This is a genomic window from Primorskyibacter sp. S87, from assembly GCF_049801055.1.
In the GTDB taxonomy this organism is placed as follows: domain Bacteria; phylum Pseudomonadota; class Alphaproteobacteria; order Rhodobacterales; family Rhodobacteraceae; genus JBNAGF01.
This window is the reverse complement of record NZ_JBNAGF010000007.1, coordinates 95,277-111,267: the sequence shown is the minus strand read 5'-3', so window position 1 is coordinate 111,267 and position 15,991 is coordinate 95,277. Positions and strand designations below refer to the sequence as shown.

Annotated in this window: 18 protein-coding genes; 12 read left to right on the top strand and 6 right to left on the bottom strand. The window is 58.9% G+C overall.

Annotation, left to right across the window (positions count from 1 at the left end):
- Position 1: 1 nt before the first annotated feature.
- From ACP15U_RS13445 to selD, 6 genes are read left to right on the top strand one after another with little or no spacing between them, the layout of a single operon-like run.
- Positions 2-370 (top strand): Na+/H+ antiporter subunit C, encoded by a 369-nt coding sequence (locus ACP15U_RS13445; protein WP_425045660.1) that lies wholly within the window; start codon positions 2-4, stop codon positions 368-370.
- The gene (locus ACP15U_RS13440) at positions 367-1,923 is read left to right on the top strand and encodes a monovalent cation/H+ antiporter subunit D (RefSeq protein WP_425045659.1); all 1,557 of its coding nucleotides are present in this window, start codon (positions 367-369) and stop codon (positions 1,921-1,923) included. Before ACP15U_RS13445 ends, ACP15U_RS13440 begins: the two co-directional genes overlap by 4 nt.
- The gene (locus ACP15U_RS13435) at positions 1,920-2,417 is read left to right on the top strand and encodes a Na+/H+ antiporter subunit E (RefSeq protein ID WP_425045658.1); all 498 of its coding nucleotides are present in this window, start codon (positions 1,920-1,922) and stop codon (positions 2,415-2,417) included. Before ACP15U_RS13440 ends, ACP15U_RS13435 begins: the two co-directional genes overlap by 4 nt.
- On the top strand, positions 2,414-2,683 hold the full coding sequence (locus tag ACP15U_RS13430) for a K+/H+ antiporter subunit F (protein WP_425045657.1): 270 nt from the start codon (positions 2,414-2,416) through the stop codon (positions 2,681-2,683). The genes ACP15U_RS13435 and ACP15U_RS13430 overlap by 4 nt, the downstream gene beginning before the upstream one ends.
- A 7-nt stretch (positions 2,684-2,690) precedes the next feature.
- A complete protein-coding gene (locus ACP15U_RS13425) occupies positions 2,691-3,080 on the top strand; it encodes a Na+/H+ antiporter subunit G (RefSeq protein WP_425045656.1) in 390 nt (129 codons plus the stop codon).
- Between the two features lie 25 nt (positions 3,081-3,105).
- A complete protein-coding gene (gene selD, locus ACP15U_RS13420; protein WP_425045655.1) occupies positions 3,106-5,268 on the top strand; it encodes a selenide, water dikinase SelD in 2,163 nt (720 codons plus the stop codon).
- Here the strand turns inward: selD and mnmH are convergent.
- Positions 5,259-6,311: a tRNA 2-selenouridine(34) synthase MnmH gene (gene mnmH / locus ACP15U_RS13415; RefSeq protein ID WP_425045654.1), complete on the bottom strand. Its 1,053-nt coding sequence runs from the start codon at positions 6,309-6,311 to the stop codon at positions 5,259-5,261. The genes selD and mnmH overlap by 10 nt on opposite strands.
- A gap of 69 nt (positions 6,312-6,380) precedes the next feature.
- On the bottom strand, positions 6,381-7,043 hold the full coding sequence (locus tag ACP15U_RS13410) for an SOS response-associated peptidase (RefSeq protein WP_425045653.1): 663 nt from the start codon (positions 7,041-7,043) through the stop codon (positions 6,381-6,383).
- A gap of 155 nt (positions 7,044-7,198) precedes the next feature.
- Here ACP15U_RS13410 and ACP15U_RS13405 point away from each other — a divergent pair, with 155 nt between their 5' ends.
- Complete coding sequence (locus ACP15U_RS13405; protein WP_425045652.1) at positions 7,199-8,941, top strand: sulfotransferase; 1,743 nt, start codon at positions 7,199-7,201, stop codon at positions 8,939-8,941.
- 78 nt (positions 8,942-9,019) lie between these two features.
- On the opposite strand, the gene ACP15U_RS13400 is transcribed toward ACP15U_RS13405, so the two are convergent.
- Positions 9,020-10,597 carry a bifunctional metallophosphatase/5'-nucleotidase gene (locus ACP15U_RS13400; RefSeq protein ID WP_425045651.1) on the bottom strand — a complete coding sequence of 526 codons (1,578 nt, stop codon included), beginning with the start codon at positions 10,595-10,597 and terminating at the stop codon, positions 9,020-9,022.
- Between the two features lie 106 nt (positions 10,598-10,703).
- Here ACP15U_RS13400 and ACP15U_RS13395 point away from each other — a divergent pair, with 106 nt between their 5' ends.
- From ACP15U_RS13395 to arsC, 3 genes are read left to right on the top strand one after another with little or no spacing between them, the layout of a single operon-like run.
- The gene (locus ACP15U_RS13395) at positions 10,704-11,042 is read left to right on the top strand and encodes a DUF952 domain-containing protein (RefSeq protein ID WP_425045650.1); all 339 of its coding nucleotides are present in this window, start codon (positions 10,704-10,706) and stop codon (positions 11,040-11,042) included.
- A complete protein-coding gene (locus tag ACP15U_RS13390) occupies positions 11,039-12,097 on the top strand; it encodes a quinone-dependent dihydroorotate dehydrogenase (RefSeq protein WP_425045649.1) in 1,059 nt (352 codons plus the stop codon). Before ACP15U_RS13395 ends, ACP15U_RS13390 begins: the two co-directional genes overlap by 4 nt.
- Positions 12,094-12,438, top strand: a complete 345-nt coding sequence (gene arsC, locus ACP15U_RS13385; protein WP_425045789.1) for an arsenate reductase (glutaredoxin) — start codon at positions 12,094-12,096, stop codon at positions 12,436-12,438. The genes ACP15U_RS13390 and arsC overlap by 4 nt, the downstream gene beginning before the upstream one ends.
- Positions 12,439-12,468: 30 nt before the next feature.
- On the opposite strand, the gene ACP15U_RS13380 is transcribed toward arsC, so the two are convergent.
- From ACP15U_RS13380 to ACP15U_RS13370, 3 genes are read right to left on the bottom strand one after another with little or no spacing between them, the layout of a single operon-like run.
- Entirely contained in the window at positions 12,469-13,788 is a 1,320-nt protein-coding gene (locus ACP15U_RS13380) for an MATE family efflux transporter (protein WP_425045648.1), read from the bottom strand.
- A complete protein-coding gene (locus ACP15U_RS13375) occupies positions 13,781-14,302 on the bottom strand; it encodes a PaaI family thioesterase (protein ID WP_425045647.1) in 522 nt (173 codons plus the stop codon). The genes ACP15U_RS13380 and ACP15U_RS13375 overlap by 8 nt, the downstream gene beginning before the upstream one ends.
- Positions 14,299-14,721, bottom strand: coding sequence for a PaaI family thioesterase (locus ACP15U_RS13370; protein ID WP_425045646.1), 423 nt, complete (start codon positions 14,719-14,721; stop codon positions 14,299-14,301). The genes ACP15U_RS13375 and ACP15U_RS13370 overlap by 4 nt, the downstream gene beginning before the upstream one ends.
- Positions 14,722-14,876: 155 nt before the next feature.
- Between ACP15U_RS13370 and ACP15U_RS13365 the strand changes: the two genes are divergently transcribed.
- Together ACP15U_RS13365 and ACP15U_RS13360 are read left to right on the top strand one after the other, a co-directional pair.
- Entirely contained in the window at positions 14,877-15,251 is a 375-nt protein-coding gene (locus tag ACP15U_RS13365; protein WP_425045645.1) for a MerR family transcriptional regulator, read from the top strand.
- Between the two features lie 299 nt (positions 15,252-15,550).
- On the top strand, positions 15,551-15,952 hold the full coding sequence (locus ACP15U_RS13360) for a MerR family transcriptional regulator (RefSeq protein ID WP_425045644.1): 402 nt from the start codon (positions 15,551-15,553) through the stop codon (positions 15,950-15,952).
- The last annotated feature ends 39 nt before the right edge of the window (positions 15,953-15,991 follow it).

Sequence of the window (15,991 nt, the reverse complement as noted above, 5' to 3'; positions counted from 1 at the left end):
GATGGAAATCCTTCTCGCAACAGCCGTTGGCATTCTGACTGCATCCGGCATCTACCTTGTGCTGCGTCGTCGAACTTTCCCGGTCATCATGGGTGTTTCTCTGCTGTCCTATGCGGTGAACATCTTTTTGTTCGCCACCGGCCGGCTGGCAATAAACGCCCCTCCGATCTACAATAAATACGAAAAGATCGCCTATACCGACCCGCTACCGCAGGCGTTGGTCCTGACCGCGATCGTGATCTCGTTCGGAATGACCGCTGTGATCGTGATGATTGCACTCAGCGCCTATCTGTCATCGCGGACCGACCGGATCGATTTGACACCCGACCCTGACGAACAAGGCTCTGACGGGACGGGAGAACCATCATGAACCACTGGATTATCGCCCCCGTCGTGCTGCCGGCAATCCTGGCGCCGTTCATTATCATGGTGCTGCGACACCACCTTGACCTGCAGCGGATCTTTTCGGTCGCCGGAAGCGTGGCACTGCTTGCGATTTCGCTGATGCTGACGGCGCAGGCCGCCGATGGAACCGTTCAGGTCTATGAGTTGGGCAACTGGCCGGCACCCTTTGGTATCGTTCTGGTTCTCGACCGGCTGTCGGCACTCATGGTTCTGCTGACCGCGACACTGACACTGCCCGTCGTGCTCTATTCCATCGGTTCGGGCTGGGATGAACGGGGATGGCATTTTCACGCCTTGCTGCAATTCCAGATCATGGGTGTCTGCGGTGCCTTTTTGACCGGCGACGCATTCAACCTGTTTGTCTTCTTCGAGGTTCTGCTCATTGCGTCTTACGGGTTGATGATCCACGGAGGCGGTGCCGTCCGGTTACGGGCTGGCGTGCAATACGTTGTCTACAACCTGCTGGGATCCACTCTTTTCCTGTTCGCACTGGGAACGCTCTATGCGGTGACTGGCACGCTGAACATGGCCGATCTTGCAGTCCGGGTTGCAGAGCTTCCGGCTGAAGACACCGCATTGCTGCGGGTCGGGGCTGTCTTGCTCCTGCTGGTCTTTGCGATCAAGGCCGCAGTCCTGCCGCTACATTTCTGGCTCCCTGCCAGCTATGCCAACGCACCGCTCCCTGTGGCCGCCCTGTTTGCCATTATGACCAAGGTTGGGGCATACGCGATCCTGCGGATCTACACGCTGGTTTTTGGACCCGATGTGGCCCTGACCGAAGGGCTCGTGGGCGACTGGCTGTTGCCCGCAGCGCTAGCGACACTCGCGGTCGGTGCGATCGGCATTTTGGGCGCGCGGGAAATCGGGCGGCTTGCGGCCTTTGCAGCGATTGCTTCGATGGGAACCCTGCTGATCGCCGTTTCCCTGTTCACGCCTCAGGCTGCAGCCGCGGCGCTCTATTACACGGTGCACTCGACGCTGGCTGCCGCTCTTCTTTTCATCGTTGCCGATCTGGTGATGGAACGGCGTGGCGGTGAGATTGCCCCCCGACCACCAATGCCGCAATCTTTGCTGGTGGCTGGCGTGTTCTTTCTTTCCGCAATCGCCACCGCCGGCATGCCGCCGCTCTCGGGTTTCCTCGGCAAGCTGCTCGTGATGGACGCGGCGCGCGGGGCCGACGATGTGTGGATGATCTGGGCCGTGATCCTGATCAGTTCGCTGGTAACCATAGTTGGACTTGCCCGCGCGGGATCTCTGATCTTCTGGAAAAGCCACGATCCGGATGCGGTGGACCAACCTGGCTACGAACAACACGATCGCGACGGCGGGGCGAAACCCCTCCCCGCCCCAGAACCCAGCCCCGGCCTCGCCTTTTCTGCTGTGTTCATGCTGGTTGGCGGACTTGTTGCCCTGACAGTCTTTGCCGGGCCGATGATGTCTTATGCCGAAGCCACCGCCGATCAACTCTTTGAACCTGCGGCTTATATCGATACCGTGCTGGGGAGGAGCGATAAATGACCCTTCTTCGCCGGATTTTCCCCCATCCTCACCTGACGATCCTGCTGACGTTGGTATGGATGCTGCTGGCCAACCGGGCCAGCCTGAATTCGCTGCTGTTCGGTTTGTTCCTCGGCATCGTCATCCCGTTCCTGACGCGCGCCTACTGGCCGGATCGGCCCAAGCTTCGGAACTGGCTGATGATCGTTGAGTACATTCTGATCGTGCTCTGGGATATCGTCATGGCCAATATCATCGTGGCCCGGATCATCCTGTTCAAACGTGATGAAGAGCGCAGCCCGGCATGGATCTGTATCCCGCTCGATCTGCTGCGCCCCGAAGCAATCACCGTTCTGGCAGGAACTATCACAATGACCCCCGGCACCGTCTCTGCGGATGTGTCTGCCGAGGGACATTGCCTGCTTGTTCATTGTCTTGACGCACCGGATCCGGACGCCGTCCGGGATGAGATCAAGGATCGCTATGAGCGCCGGTTGAAGGAGATTTTCGAATGATCGCCTATGCCCTCTATTTCGCCTATTTCTGTTTTGGGTCAGCCTTGTTGATGAACCTTTGGAAGGTTGCAACAGCACCCGACGTGGTGGACAGGATCCTTGCGCTCGACACGATGGTGATCAATTCTATCGCACTGCTGATCCTCTACGGCCTGACCCTTGGCACCGAGATCTTTTTTGAGGCAGCTATGATCATTGCCATGCTGGGCTTTGTTTCGACCGTGGCCTATGCGCGCTTTATCCTGCGCGGCAACATCATCGAGTGAGGCAGAAATGGTAGCTGCAGCAGAACTCCTGATTTCACTCTTTCTGGTCGTGTCCGGTATCTTCGGATTCGTCGGCTCCTTCGGTTTGCTCAAGCTAAAGGATCAGATGTCACGCCTGCACGCCCCCACCAAGGCAACCACTCTGGGTGTCGGAGGCGTGTTGATCGCCTCGATCCTGCATTCGATTGCGATCGAACAGCGGCTGTCACTGCACGAATTGCTGATCACGCTGTTCTTGTTCCTGACCGCGCCGATAACCGCCCATTTCATTGGAAAGGCGCACATCCATCGCCACGAAAAGCCGGAAACCCTGCCACGCGCCGGCGAAGACGGTATCTGGGCAACCCATGACATCGAAGAACTCGACAGCGACGGGAACCACCCAAAGAGCGCGTGACACTGACCGAGGTCCATAGGCTCCTATGAAACACTCAAATCTGCCTGCCACGCGTGATCTCGTTCTGGTCGGTGGCGGGCACACGCATGCGCTCGTGCTTCGCAAATGGGGAATGCGGCCTTTGCCGGGCGTACGCGTGACTGTCATCAATCCCGGTCCAACCGCCCCCTATTCCGGCATGCTGCCCGGCCATGTCGCCGGGCACTACCCCCGTGAAGCGTTGGATATCGATCTGGTCCAGCTGGCACAATTTGCTGGCGCGCGCGTGGTGATCGGAGAGGTCGAGGAAATTGATCTCACCGTGCGGCAGGTGCTCGTTCCCGGGCGACCGGCAATTGGTTTCGACCTCGCTTCTGTCAATATTGGGATCACATCAAGCATGCCCGCGCTCCAAGGGTTTGCCGAACATGCCGTTCCCGCAAAACCGCTCGGTCCATTTGCTACCCGCTGGGCCGCGTATGTCGAACAAAGCGGCCCGGCAAGCGTCGTTGTCATCGGCGGCGGGGTTGCAGGGGCCGAAATTGCCGCCGGCATGGCATATGCGCTTAAAGACAGAGGCCGGCCGGCTTCTGTCGTGCTAATCGACAATACCACCGCGCTTGCCGCCATAGGCGAAACCGCCGCCGCGAAGCTGCGTACTGCCTTGATCGATCTGGGTGTTGAACTGGTTGAGAAAGCCGAGATCAACTGCATCACAGCCGGGAGCGTGGACCTGAGTGACGGCAGACAGATACCGGCCGAATTCGTAACTGGCGCCGCCGGTGCCCGACCATATGACTGGGTTTCGCGATCCGGTCTGGATCTGCACAAGGGGTTCATTCGCGTCGACGAAACTCTTCGCAGCAGCGACCCCCATGTTTTTGCCGTGGGCGATTGTGCTCATCTTGACCACGCCCCCCGCCCGAAGGCCGGTGTTTATGCTGTGCGGGAGGCGCCTGTCCTTTACGACAATATCTGCGCCGCGCTGTCCGGCGGCCAATTGCGCGCCTACAATCCGCAGTCGGACTATCTGAAACTCATCTCGCTTGGCGGCAAATCCGCCCTGGCCGAAAGGTTCGGCATGACACCCTCAGGGCCTCTGATGTGGCGCTGGAAGGATCGAATTGACCGCAAGTTCATGCAGAAGTTCCGCGATCTGCCAGCAATGGAAGGCCCGGAAGTGCCCCCTGTTCATGCCGACGGGCTACCAGAAGCGCTTGGCGAAAAACCGTTCTGTGGTGGGTGTGGTGCCAAACTGGGCCGAAATGCGCTGCGGGTCGGGCTTGCCGGGTTGGCACATTCTGACCGGGACGACATCACGGCCCTGCCCGGAGACGACGCCGCATTGCTGCTCACCGGCGGAACACGGCAGGTGATCAGTTCCGACCACCTGCGCAGCCTGACGCCGGACCCTGTCCTGATGACGCGCATCGCCGCAATTCACGCGCTTGGCGACATCTGGGCGATGTCCGCCAAACCGCAGGCTGCAACCGCAACTCTGATCCTGCCACGCATGGCTCCGGCGCTTCAGGAACGAACCCTGCGCGAGATCATGGAGGCCGCTGACGAAGTGATGTCCAACGCCGGCGCAGCAATTGTCGGTGGCCACAGTTCGATGGGCGACGAGATGACGATCGGTTTTACCGTTACCGGACTGTGCGACACTGACCCCGTGACACTTGCCGGCGGCAAGCCCGGGGACGCGTTGATCCTGACCAAGCCGATCGGAACCGGTGTCATCATGGCCGCCGCAATGGCGGGCAAGGCACGAGGAGAAGACGTGACCGCCTGCTACGAGGCCATGATGCAGCCGCAAGGTGCTGCCTCTCATCATTTGCAAAACGCCCACGCCATGACCGACGTAACCGGGTTTGGTCTGGCAGGGCATCTGGCCGGCCTCTGTGAAGCATCGGGATGCGGCGCAATTCTGGATCTGGCTGCGATCCCGACACTGCCCGGGGCCGAAGACCTGTCATCAGCCGGAATACGTTCCACCATTTTTCCGGAAAACCGGGTTCTGGCAATGGATCTCGCCGAAAGCGGAAAAAATGATCTGCTGTTCGATCCACAAACGGCCGGCGGGTTGCTGGCGGCAGTTGATCCCGCGTCTGCAAACTCACTTCTCACCGCTTTGGTCGATGCCGGGTATCCAGCTGCCATCATAGGCCATCTGTCCGGCGACACCCTTCGGATCACCCTTCAAACCTGAGACATCACCCGTTCGACTTCGCCTGCCAGTGCATCGAGGCTCGGGGCATCGAGCCCCTGCGCCTCGACCCGGGCAAGCCGGGGGTTCGGGTGGGAACCGCGGGACTTTTCATAGGCCGGGTCGTAGTGCTGCTCCATCAATGCACGCGTCAAACCGGCCTTGTCCCCGCGGGCGATCATTTCGATCCAACCATCCACAACCGCGTGGCTGCGGTGCCGGCGCAACGGATTCAGGCGATCTTCCAGCCGCTCTGCGTCCGACAGTATGTCGTCATATGCACGCGTCAGATATTCGGTGCGCGCTTCGATCGGAGCGGCAACTTCGATCCGCGGCGCATGACACAGCGCAGTCCACAGCGAAGGTGGCAGAATACGTTCACCAATCTTGCTTGATTCCGCCTCAACCAGAACCGGTCGCGCCGGATCCAAAGCACAAAAAGCCTGCGCCAGTCTGCTCTCAAAAGACTTTTGCGTTGGTTGCCCGCCCGGCTGCTCTCCCAGCAGCGATCCCCGGTGATTGGCCAATCCTTCCAGATCAACGACCTGCACACCCCGCCCGGACAAAACATGCAGAAGTTCTGTTTTGGCGGTTCCTGTATACCCGTCAAGTGCAATCACCCGATGCGGCAGAGGATCGTCATATAGGTATCGGTTCACCAGCCGCCGATAGCTGCGATAGCCGCCGGAGATCACATTGGCGCGCCACCCAATCTGCTGCAGCATCCACGCGAAGGATCCCGATCGCTGGCCACCGCGCCAGCAATAGACCAATGGCTGCCATCCGCCCTCCTTGTCGCGTAAAGCTGTTTCGACATGGCGTGCGGCATTGCGGAACACCAGAGCCGCACCAAGCTTTCTCGCCAGAAACGGGCTTTGCTGCACATAGATAGTGCCGACTTCGGCGCGTTCTTCGTTCGACAGCACCGGCAGGCTGATCGCACCGGGCAGATGATCTTCTGCATATTCGGCCGGGCTGCGGACGTCGATGACGGTATCGAACCCATGCGCCAACACCTGAGGCAGAGTTTTGTATTCAATCGGCATGGCCGAGATCTACCCCGTGAGAAAAGGAAGGGAAAGTCGCGGCAGGGCCCGCGATGGAAATGAACTGCTTCAGGCGGGGAGCGGTTCGATAAGTTGCGCGCCCGATGCCCGGTTCGAGTTCACGTCGCGCGCCACGCGATGAAACGCCAGAACCTCTTCGTTTCCCGGCACCATAAGGGCCGCAGCACCCTTGCCCGCTTCGCCCAGCCAAAGCGGCCAATCGTCGGGTTCAAGGATCAGCGGCATCCGGTGATGGATTGCCGACAAGGTCAGGTTGGCGGCGGTCGTAACCACTGCGCAGGTCGGATTGGGGTCGTCCTTACCCCAGTTTTGCCAAATCCCGGCAAACGCAATCGGCGCGCCGTCCCGACGGTGGATGTACCAAGGCATCCGGTTTCCCTCGGCATCCTTCGTCCATTCATAGAACCCCGTTGCTACCAAAAGACATCGTCGATCGCGGCAGGCGGCGCGGAACGCAGGTTTCTCTGCAAGAGTTTCGGCGCGCGCGTTGATCAGCAACGGCCCGCCGTTTTCAGTTTTGTACCAATGCGGCAAGAACCCCCAGCGCATAGGCAGCAGCTGCCGACCGGTCTCGCCGGACCGAACCACATGCACCGCATTTGTGGGACAAACATTGAAGTTCGGAACCCGCGGCAAGGCATTCGCCGGTTGTGCCGCAAAGAGTTGCGCCATAGCGTCATTTGGCAAGGTGACAGAAAATCTTCCGCACATCGCGTTTGTCTATCCTGTCGTTTTCATCGGCAAGGCCGGTTTTTTTCCCGAGAGTTTAGAGATTAGCAGCAGGATCGAAAGTTTCATGTGGTTTTTTCCCCGGAGCAAGCGGCAGTCACTTGCGCAGTTTGCCCGGTTTCGCTTAACCAAATCCCATGAGCATTCAGTCCGACTTCCAGATCACCACCGACCAGCTGCGGCAAGGCCGGCACAACGCCGCATTGAAAACCGCAAAATCGGCAATGAAACGACACAAGCAGCACCCGGTTTTTCCCAATCTCGCCGGAATCGCACTTGCCAGCCAAAACGAACATCACAAGGCTGTGCCCTTTTTTCAGAAAGCTCTGAAACTGGAGCCGGAGTTTCACGACGCCCGAAAGAACCTTGCCCAGACGCTGCTCTTCCTGAAGCAGTACGAAAAGGCAAATCGCATGCTGAACAAACTGGTGACCAGAACGCCGCAAGACGCCCAGGCGTGGCACATGTTGGGGCTTGCGCGCTTTGAATGTGCCGATCCCGACGGTGCGCTGGAAGCGGTAGAAAAGACACTGGAAATGAACCCAGTCTTTGCCCAAGCCCACAATCTGCGTGGTTTGATTCTGTCGCAGCTGGGACAGATCGTCGAAGCGCTTGAGTGTTTCCGCGAAGCCCTGCGTCTGGCGCCGAATGATGCTGAAATCCTGCTCAATGCCAGCCTTCCTCTGTCGCAGCACATGATGCATCAGGAGGCGCTTGAAGCGCTTGAGCGGGCGGTCGCGCTTGATCCCGCGAATGTCAGCAGCCGATACTGGCTGGCGACCCAGCATCTTGCACTTGGAAACACCGAAGAGGCCCGTCTCGGGTTTCAAACCACCTTGGAAGCTGATCCGATCCATGCCGCCGCGCTGGAACGGCTGGTCGCCATGCAAAGCGGTGAGGAAAATGCGGCCCTCGAGCCGCAGATCAAACAAGCCCTGGCAGCGCATTCCCCCAAATCCAGCGAAAGCGCGCAATTGTTCTTTGCACTCGGCCGGGTTCTGAACCAGAACAAACGGACCGAAGACGCTGAAGACGCTTGGCGCAGCGGCAAGCGGATCATGGCGCGGCAGATTCCCTATGATCCCGTTCAGGATACCGAACACGCCAAGAAGATCATGGCGCGGTTTGATGGGACCTCCCCCGCTCTGGAAGACATGCCGTCCGGTCCACGCCCGATCTATGTGCTTGGTCTTCCACGGTCCGGAACAACCCTGACCGAGGCGGTCCTCGGCGCCAATTCCAAGGTCAAAGGGCTTGGCGAACGGTCGGCGACTAACAAACTGCTGAAACCGCTTATCGAAAGAGACGTGCCTTTCGATGCCGAGAAGATGCGGGAATTCGTTGCGAGCGATCAGGCGTTGCTGCCCGAGCTTCCGCCGGGAACGCAGGCTTATGTTGACAAGATGCCCGACAACTATCGGTTTGTCGGCTTCCTGCTGTCGGCCTACCCAGACGCGCGCATCATAAGCATTACCCGCGATCCCCGCGACGTGGCCCTCTCAATGTGGAAATCGAACTTTGGCGATGGCGGTCATTCCTACATCAATGACCTCAAATGGATGGCACATCGTTTCAATCTGTTTGCACAGTTGATGCGGCACTGGAACTCGGTGTTCCCCGGTCGGATGATGACACTTGCCTACGAAGATCTGGTCTCGGATATCTATTCGCACAGCCAGAGCCTCGCAGAATATTGCGATCTGGAATGGGAAGCGCCGATGACCCGCCCGAACGAGAATGTCGAACAGGTTCTGACCATGAGCGTTACTCAGTTGCGGCAGCAGGTTCACACAAGGTCAGTCGGAGGTTGGAAACAGCACGCCGAGATGCTTGCACCGCTTGTGGATGGGCTGGATCCCGAACTGTGGCCGAATCTCTGATCCAAAGAACCAGATGACCTGAACAGAAAAAGGCAGGGCGTTCGCTGCCCTGCCTTCATTTATTGGTAACAGTTCTGACTACTTCTGCTTGATGCGCCCGTCCGTGTAAGGCTGATACGGTGCATTCGCGGCAAGGTATTCGGCCGTTACATCGGCAAGATCCGGGCCGAAATCATAGGCGTTCTTGTCATCTCCCGAGAACACCTTGTAGCCATCACCGCCGTTGCGCACATAGTCATTGGTAACGACCATATAGGTGGCCGACGGATCGATCGGTGCAAACCCGTCTTCGCTGGCGACCATGACTTCCTGGATCCGGCCCTCATTGGGTGCAACCGATGGATCCCATGTGAAGGTCAGGCCAGCCACCTGCGGAAAGCGTCCCTTGACGTCTTCGACCTGACTGACACCGTTCTCCAAGGCATCGATCAGCCCCTGCCCGGAAATCTCGAAGGTCGACAATGTGTTCTGGAACGGCAGGACCGTCAGCACCTCACCCATGGTCACCTCACCGGCGTCGATCGACGCCCGCAGGCCGCCCGAGTTTGCAAATGCAATCGTCACCCCCTGATCCGCGACACGGTCAAGCATCGCATCCGCCACGAGATTGCCCATCGCACATTCCTGCACCCGGCAGACATCCCGTTCTCCCTGAATGGGAGACGCAGCGCTGGCAACCACCTTGTTGCGGATTTCATCGAGTGGCATGGAAAGTTCGGCAATACGCGAAACGGTGGTTTCGTCCTCTGCCACCGAGGCATCCATCACCAGTGGTTCACCCGAGGCAGCAGTAACATTCCCATCGTCGTCGAAGGTTACGTTCAACTCGCCGAGGAACTTGCCGTAGGCGTAGGCCTGAACGATCTGCACTCCGTTCTCGACAGTCGGATAAGGCCCGACGGCCTTTTCTGAGACATTCGACAAATACGTGTTGGAATGACCGCCGACGATCACGTCGACACCAGTGGTTTCAGCGGCAACCCGCTTGTCCACGCCATAGCCTGAATGGCTCAGCACGATGATCTTGTTCACACCTTCCGCCGTTAGGCGGTCGACTTCGGCCTGCACAGCCGGCACCGGATCGCCAAATGTGATGTTCGGACCAGGCGAGGCAAGCTCATCGGTATCCTGCGGTGTCAGGCCGATCAGGCCCAGTTTTTGACCGCCGATCTCGATTACTGTCGACTTGAGCAGTTTGTCAGCAAGATGTTTCTCTGCACTGATATCGGCATTCGACATGAGCACAGGGAAGTCGACAGCATCCATAAACCCTCGCAGGACTTCGGGGCCGTCGTCGAACTCATGGTTGCCCACGGTCATCGCGTCATAGCCGAGCTTGTTCATCATCTCGGCGGCAACCTTACCCTTGTAATAAGTGTAGAACAGCGTGCCCTGGAACTGGTCGCCCCCGTCCACGAGGATCGAGTTTCCGGCTCGAGCACGGGCCTCGTCGATTGCAGTGACCAGACGCGCGGTGCCGCCAAAACACTTGCCTTCGGTGTTGTCCTCCGGCTTGCAGCCGCTGTCATATTTGCTGATCGGCTCGAACCGGGAATGAAAATCGTTGGTGTGCAGAATTGTTAACTTGTATTCGGCCGCGGCCATCCCTGCTGTAAGCGCAAGTGCCGCAGAAGCGGTCAGCAATCGTGTCAGCATCAATATCTCCCTTATTTTGTTATTCAACGATCCTGCGCCGCACATTCCGCATTTGTCAAAGGGATTGGCGCTTGATCTTGCGGCAGCTAATCGGCATGACCCCGGCATGCTGATCTACAAAATTCTGCGCGCAAACGAATGGTCTGCGCTTCGTTCCGAAGGACAATCAAACGGTGCGCCGGTCGACCTGGCCGATGGCTTTGTGCACTTCTCGACGGCCGAACAGGCTGCGGAAACCGCAGCCAGGCATTTCACCGGAGCCGAGGGGCTGACCTTGCTGGCGTTGGATGCCGGTTCTCTGGGCGAGGCTCTGAAATGGGAGGTGTCACGCGGCGGTGACCTGTTTCCCCACCTTTATGGCCCGCTCCGACTACAGGATGTGCTGTGGGCCAAGCCCCTGCCGCTGGTCGACGGCGCCCATCAGTTCCCGGAGGATCTGGCATGAATTTCGTTGAGCGTATCGGCCTCGCGGCCCTGCACCGGGTAGATCCAGAAACGGCGCATGGCTTGGCAATGAAGGCGCTCAAGGCAGGCCTCACAGCGACCCCAGGACCGGTAACATCGACCCGGCTCAAAACCAGCATCGCCGGTCTTCAACTGTCGAATCCGCTTGGCCTTGCGGCCGGTTTCGACAAGAACGCCGAAGCACTTGAGCCGCTCGTGCAAAGCGGCTTCGGGTTCATCGAAGTGGGTGCTGCCACACCGCGCCCTCAACTCGGCAACCCAAAGCCGCGCCTGTTCCGCCTGACTGAAGACAAAGCCGCGATCAACCGGTTCGGCTTTAACAACGAAGGCATGGAAGCCATCGGGGCGCGTCTGTCCCGGCGTCCAAAAGAAGGCGTGATCGGATTGAACCTAGGCGCCAACAAGGACAGCGCGGACCGCCCGGCGGATTTCGCCAAGGTTCTTGCCTGCTGCGCGAAGGATCTGGATTTCGCCACTGTAAATGTTTCATCCCCGAACACCGAAAAATTGCGGGATCTGCAGGGTAAGGCCGCTCTTTCGGGGCTGTTGGCAGGGGTGATCGAAACGCGCGACACGCTCACTCGGCGGATACCGGTGTTTCTCAAGATCGCTCCTGATCTTGAACTTTCGGAACTGGAAGACGTGGCCGAGGTGGCGATGGAGAGCGGTGTTGACGCAGTGATCGCAACCAACACGACGCTGTCGCGCAAAGGGTTGAAAAGCCGTCACGCTGAGGAGGCCGGAGGCCTGTCCGGTGCACCCCTGTTCGATCGTTCCACCCGGATTCTGGCCCGGCTCAGCAAACTCACCGACAGCCAGATACCTCTGATCGGAGTGGGTGGGGTAAGCAGCGGCGCACAAGCCTATGCAAAAATCTGTGCCGGCGCGGGTGCGGTGCAGTTGTATACGGCGCTGGTTTATGGCGGTTTGTCGATGGTGCCGCGTATCGTGCGGGACTTGGATGATCTGCTTCAGCGCGACGGGTTCACGTCGGTCGGCGAGGCGGTCGGAAGCAAGAGAGAGGAATGGCTGTGATCGAGTTTTGGCACAATCCCCGTTGTTCGAAATCACGTCAGGGACTGGCCCTGCTGCAGGATGCCGGCGCCGAGGTGACAGTTCGAAAGTATCTTGAAGATGCGCCGAACCGGACCGAACTGGCGGCCGCGCACACCGCGCTTGGCAAGCCACCCGCTGCTCAAATGATGCGCAACAAGGACAAGCTCTTCAAGGAATTGGGCCTGTCACGCGACAGCAGCGACGACATATTGCTGAACGCAATGGCCGAACATCCGGCGCTGATTGAACGCCCCTTGGCGCAGAAGGACGGCAAAGCCGTCATCGGTCGCCCTCCCGAAGCGCTGAAGGCGCTGCTCTGAGGGGCCTACGAGCCGATCAGGTGAACCGGCTCAGCCGCCGGCTCGCGCTTCCAGTGCAGGATAGCGCAGCGCCAGTGTTATGCCCCGGGAAAGGAAGCTGAGAAGCAACGCCAACCAAAGGCCGTGATTGCCCAGAAGCGGAACCAAAGTCACGGCCGCCGCGAGATAGATCAGAAAGCTGACAGCCATCATGTTGCGCATATCCCGCGTGGCTGTGGCTCCGATGAAGATGCCGTCCAGCATCCACGCAGCCCAGCCAGCAAGCGGCGCAACCACCATGTAGGGAAGGTAAACGGCTGCTGTCGCACGCACGGGCTCTGACTTGGCCATGATGGCCACCACCCAGCCTCCGGCGATGGCAAAGCCAAGGGCCAGAGTGACAACGACCGCCAGCCCCCAAAGGCTGCTGACCCATGCCGCCTGCCGCAACTCGGTGCGCCGGCGCGCGCCGTAGGCGTGCCCAACCAGCGCCTCGGCAGCAAAAGCAAAACCGTCCATTGCAAAGGCCGTAATCAGGAGAAACTGCAACAAAACTTGATTGGCGGCCAGCGTCACATCACCAAAGCCGGACCCAACAAACATGAACGAGACAAACACCGCCTCGAGAAGCATCGAGCGGATCAGGATGTCCCGGTTTACTGCCATGATGTGACGCAGCCGCTCGACATCGAAGATCCGTGCCCAGTTGCGCCACTCCGGGGTGCGGCGAACTCCGCGACAGAACCACAGGCCAAGTGCCAGCCCGCTCCATTCGGCAAGGAAGGTGGCAATGGCAACACCCTGCACGCCCCAGCCCAGCCCCATCACGAACCACAGGTCCAAGCTGATGTTCAGCCCGTTCATCCACAGCTGCAAAGCCAGAACAGCGCGCGCGCGTTCCTGCGCGATCAACCATCCGGTGATGCCATAGAGGGCAATGGCCGCGGGGGCAGACCAGATACGGATACCCATATAGCCCCGGGTCAGCTGTTCGACCTCAGCCGTGGCCGGCGAAACCTGAAATGCACCCCAGAACAAAGGGACCTTCAACAGGATCAGCGCCACGCCTCCCGCGGCGCCAATCAGCAATGCCCGGCTCAGCAGGGCTGCGACCTCGGCGTCGTCACCTGCCCCGCGGGCCTGGCTGGTCAGCCCGACCGTGCCCATGCGCAGAAAGCCAAAAATCCAGTACACGGCCGACAGGATCATCGCCCCCAGCCCAACCGCACCGATCGGTGCAGCAGAACCGATCTGGCCCACGACGCCGGTATCGACCGCGCCCAGTATTGGCACTGTGACATTGGCAAGAACAATGGGTACGGCGATCTTGAGAACCCGCCGATGTGTCACCGGCGAGTGGCTGTCAGCCATCGCCGTCTTCCTCCGGTGGTGGCATCAAGAAATGCCCTGTTGCCTGCGCAAACAGTTTGTCATGGTGATCCTGCCACGCGGCCACGTGTACCGAAGCATAACGACGCCCTGCCCGCGAAATCGTGGCCCTCGCATAGGCGTCACGAGGCAGGCCGGAACGCAAGTAGTCTACAGTAAAATCAATAGTCTTGGGCAGACGCGGCAATTTTCCGTCAGCGACGGCATCCGCATCGATCTCGCCGGATTCGATGCGGGGAAACAAGTTGGACCAGCCCAGCGTTATGATGGATGTGACCTCGAGAAAGGCGGCCGTCACGCCTCCATGAATGGCTGGCAGCATCGGATTGCCGATGTGGTCGTCCTTGAAGTTGAGAACGCCGGTCAGTTCGTCGCCCCGGCGATCGAAACTGATGTCGAGAAAACGAATGAAAGGCACACCTTCGACCATCGCGGCCAGCGCTGCATCGCGCCGCTGTTTGACCACCTGCATTGGCTCCGGACGTTTCCTGCTCAAAACCTCGCCTCCATGGTAAATGCGCCCGAAGCCGTGGCGACCGGATGTTCTGTGTCATCGTCGGTGGCAACCGCCCGAACAAATGCCACGTTTCGGGTAACATGATAGCAAGTCGCCTTGGTATGCACGGTCTGACCTGGAGTCGCTGCGCGAAGATAATCGATGCGCAGGTCTATTGTGGCAGTCCCGCCGGGCGCCTTGGGGTGGCTCATTACAGCCGCACCACAGCATGTATCCATCATTGCCGAAACCGCGCCGCCGTGGATGACGCCGGTTTCGGGGTCTCCGACAAGGGCCTCACTATACGGCAAGGTCATCGAGGCCTCGCCATTACCGATTTCATCAAGCGACAACCCCAATGCGGAGGCATGGGGAATGGCCTCGATGAATTGCCGCGCCAGTTTCTTCTTGTCGATCATCGGGTTCGCCTCAGCCAGCCTTTCCGACCCTGTCCATTCAATGTCACTTCCGGACGGGCCTGAACCTTTATGGTCAACCTTTCACGGAAAGGGCAAGACCGGCTGTTGCGCTCGTTTGGCACACGCCCTAGTTTGCAAAACGAGGAGACTTGCCGATGTCTGATCAACGTCTGTCATTCAAAGAAATGTGCGCGGAGTTCGACGTTACACCGCGGACGCTCAGATATTATGAGTATATCGAACTCCTCCAGCCCGACCGCGAAGGACGCTCCCGGTTTTACGGTGCACGGGAACGCGCTCGGATGAAACTGATCCTGCGCGGACGAAAATTCGGATTTTCCCTGGAAGAGATCCGGCAGTGGCTGCTGATCTATGAGGACGAAGGCAACCGTGCGCAAATGGAAACATTTCTCGAAATGGCCGACCGCCAGATGAAGGAACTGGAAATTCAGCGCAGTCAGCTGGACGAGGCCATGAACGAACTCTCCACCTTGCGCGACGCGACAAAAGCCACGCTTCAGAAACTTTGAACCAAATTCGCCAGCCGCGCTTTCGGCTGTTAGCCCGTCGTCGACACGGTGATCCTGCCGATTCCTTCTGATATCCGGCCAGAGACCAAGGTGGCAGGTGACGTACGGTAATCCATACTGATATAACGGCGCCATTGCTGGTGAGAATGGTGCTCCCCCATTCGATTCAGCGATGATCCCACGTCAAAGCTCTTTTGACGTGACGTTCAACTTACGTAAACGTCAATCAGGTGTTGTAAACGCGTCCAGCAGATCGCACCTGACCGGCAAGTCGACAGGTGCAATAGAGTGATGAGACCATGACCGAAGATCTTAAAACGATCCGACAGATGTGCGACGCGTATGACGTGACACCGCGCACCCTGCGTTTCTACGAGTCCAAGGAACTGCTGTTTCCGATCCGCGAGGGCCAGAAACGCCTGTTTACCAAGCGCGACAGGGCACGCTTGAAGCTAATCCTGCGCGGTAAGCGTTTCGGCTTTAGCCTCGAACAGATCCGCCAGCTTCTTGATCTCTATCACATGGGTGACCAGCAGCAGACGCAGTTGGCCAAAACCTATGAGATCGCCAAGGAACGCCTTGCCGATATGGAAGCACAGCAGGATGAGCTGACACAGGCCATCGACGATCTGCGCGAACAGTTGAGCTGGGGTGAAAAGATCATCAGCTCGATGAACGAAGACAAGAAGGCCGCCGAGTAACTGGCGACCTACCGCATCCAAACTAGGTATCAAAGTCCA

What these genes read in the sequence shown, in the direction of transcription:
- mnmH (WP_425045654.1), bottom strand. Translation starts at nt 6,311, where the DNA reads ATGCCGATTGAATACAAAACTCTGCCTCAGGTGTTGGCGCATGGGTTC.
- ACP15U_RS13405 (WP_425045652.1), top strand. Translation starts at nt 7,199, where the DNA reads ATGAGCATTCAGTCCGACTTCCAGATCACCACCGACCAGCTGCGGCAA.
- selD (WP_425045655.1), top strand. Translation starts at nt 3,106, where the DNA reads ATGAAACACTCAAATCTGCCTGCCACGCGTGATCTCGTTCTGGTCGGT.
- ACP15U_RS13365 (WP_425045645.1), top strand. Translation starts at nt 14,877, where the DNA reads ATGTCTGATCAACGTCTGTCATTCAAAGAAATGTGCGCGGAGTTCGAC.
- ACP15U_RS13440 (WP_425045659.1), top strand. Translation starts at nt 367, where the DNA reads ATGAACCACTGGATTATCGCCCCCGTCGTGCTGCCGGCAATCCTGGCG.
- ACP15U_RS13400 (WP_425045651.1), bottom strand. Translation starts at nt 10,597, where the DNA reads ATGCTGACACGATTGCTGACCGCTTCTGCGGCACTTGCGCTTACAGCA.
- ACP15U_RS13430 (WP_425045657.1), top strand. Translation starts at nt 2,414, where the DNA reads ATGATCGCCTATGCCCTCTATTTCGCCTATTTCTGTTTTGGGTCAGCC.
- ACP15U_RS13425 (WP_425045656.1), top strand. Translation starts at nt 2,691, where the DNA reads ATGGTAGCTGCAGCAGAACTCCTGATTTCACTCTTTCTGGTCGTGTCC.
- ACP15U_RS13360 (WP_425045644.1), top strand. Translation starts at nt 15,551, where the DNA reads ATGACCGAAGATCTTAAAACGATCCGACAGATGTGCGACGCGTATGAC.
- ACP15U_RS13435 (WP_425045658.1), top strand. Translation starts at nt 1,920, where the DNA reads ATGACCCTTCTTCGCCGGATTTTCCCCCATCCTCACCTGACGATCCTG.
- ACP15U_RS13370 (WP_425045646.1), bottom strand. Translation starts at nt 14,721, where the DNA reads ATGATCGACAAGAAGAAACTGGCGCGGCAATTCATCGAGGCCATTCCC.
- ACP15U_RS13380 (WP_425045648.1), bottom strand. Translation starts at nt 13,788, where the DNA reads ATGGCTGACAGCCACTCGCCGGTGACACATCGGCGGGTTCTCAAGATC.
- ACP15U_RS13390 (WP_425045649.1), top strand. Translation starts at nt 11,039, where the DNA reads ATGAATTTCGTTGAGCGTATCGGCCTCGCGGCCCTGCACCGGGTAGAT.
- ACP15U_RS13395 (WP_425045650.1), top strand. Translation starts at nt 10,704, where the DNA reads ATGCTGATCTACAAAATTCTGCGCGCAAACGAATGGTCTGCGCTTCGT.
- ACP15U_RS13445 (WP_425045660.1), top strand. Translation starts at nt 2, where the DNA reads ATGGAAATCCTTCTCGCAACAGCCGTTGGCATTCTGACTGCATCCGGC.
- ACP15U_RS13410 (WP_425045653.1), bottom strand. Translation starts at nt 7,043, where the DNA reads ATGTGCGGAAGATTTTCTGTCACCTTGCCAAATGACGCTATGGCGCAA.